The 1,256-nt window shown below is 40.9% G+C and carries 2 protein-coding genes; both read right to left on the bottom strand.

Annotated elements, in window-relative coordinates:
* A partial coding sequence (gene gpJ, locus ACFSAV_RS11785; protein ID WP_465263160.1) for a TipJ family phage tail tip protein occupies positions 1–941 on the bottom strand: 941 nt, incomplete at its 3' end.
* Between the two features lie 3 nt (positions 942–944).
* Positions 945–1,256 (bottom strand): tail assembly protein (locus tag ACFSAV_RS11780; RefSeq protein ID WP_465263158.1); only part of this gene is annotated, 312 nt, incomplete at its 5' end.

Genomic DNA, 1,256 nt, shown 5'->3' with positions numbered 1-1,256 from the left:
TTACCGCCAAACCCATCTGGCACAAGCTGATCACAATATTGCGCCACTTGATATAACGTCCACTTATCCACATTGAATGCACCTAAACGCCAGCCAAGACCATAACGTTTGTTAGTCATTAAGTCGTACAGCACCCACGCCGGATTGTTAGACCACGCTATTTTGAATGTACCGTCCCAAAGCCCTGTGTAAGTTCGAGTAATTGGATCGTAGTTACTTGGCACCTTGATTTTTATGCCGTAGATTTCATAAGTGCGGTTTGGGATTGAACTGAAATATTCTGAATCAAAACGAACACCGACAATAGCAGTGTTCGGGTAAGCGAATTCAGTTTCAATAATTTCGGTATAACTTGCCCAAATCGTGTTGTTTTGTAACCGCTGCGATGTGCTGTCCTCTGTTAAACGCTCAACTTTGATTTTAAATGGAACAGCGGGTAAATCATCAAATTCAAACTGTTTAAGATATTGCGAACTATACTTACCATCAATTGAAACAGGATAACTTGTTTCTCCAATCGTAATCATTAAGTCTACTTTAGAACCGTAGGTATCACCTTGATCATTTTGACTAAATAGCGATTGAACACCAACAGTAAAACGTAAACGGCTCACTTTGTTATCCGTCACCGTACGAGTAAGTGGTGTCAATTTTCTTACTTGTGCACTCACAGCAACTTCTTTTTCAGACGTATTGAACCCCTCCATAATCGCTTGATCTTGTGTGCCAATACGCCCTTGTGCATCCACGTTTTTAAAATTGTAACTATCGTCACTTGCTTGAATTGGTGTCTTATCTAGATAAACAGACTTCACACTATCAACCAAACCTTGAATTTCACCCTCAGATATAATTTCCACAATTTTTACAAACTGTTTAGAACGCCCACTTTCTGGAGCTTCATAAGGCGTATGTCCACCGCCACCAGCACCTCCTCCCATAACTTACCCCTTAAAAAATCCTATTCTTTTATTTTTAATTGCAATATCAACATTTACAGTTTCAACGCCCTGTGAAATCACCATTGAGCCACAGAGCATGCGTCCGTAAGCCAATGGCACCATTCTCCCTTGTGCGACCATATTCGACAGATTAGAGAATGAAGTAGAGCGTTTTTTCTCTACATCATTTGCTTGTTGCATTTGTGGTGGTTTAGTCAACATTTGAGCCACTCCACCTGCCATCATTCCAATCCCCATAGCAATAACACTTGGTCCATAAGCAGCAAGCGGTGTATATAGCATCACAACGCCGAT

The sequence above is a fragment of the Pasteurella oralis genome (genome assembly GCF_042681465.1).
GTDB lineage: Bacteria > Pseudomonadota > Gammaproteobacteria > Enterobacterales > Pasteurellaceae > Pasteurella > Pasteurella oralis.
The sequence above is the reverse complement of the archived record's forward strand: the minus strand, read 5'-3'. Positions and strand labels throughout refer to the sequence as shown.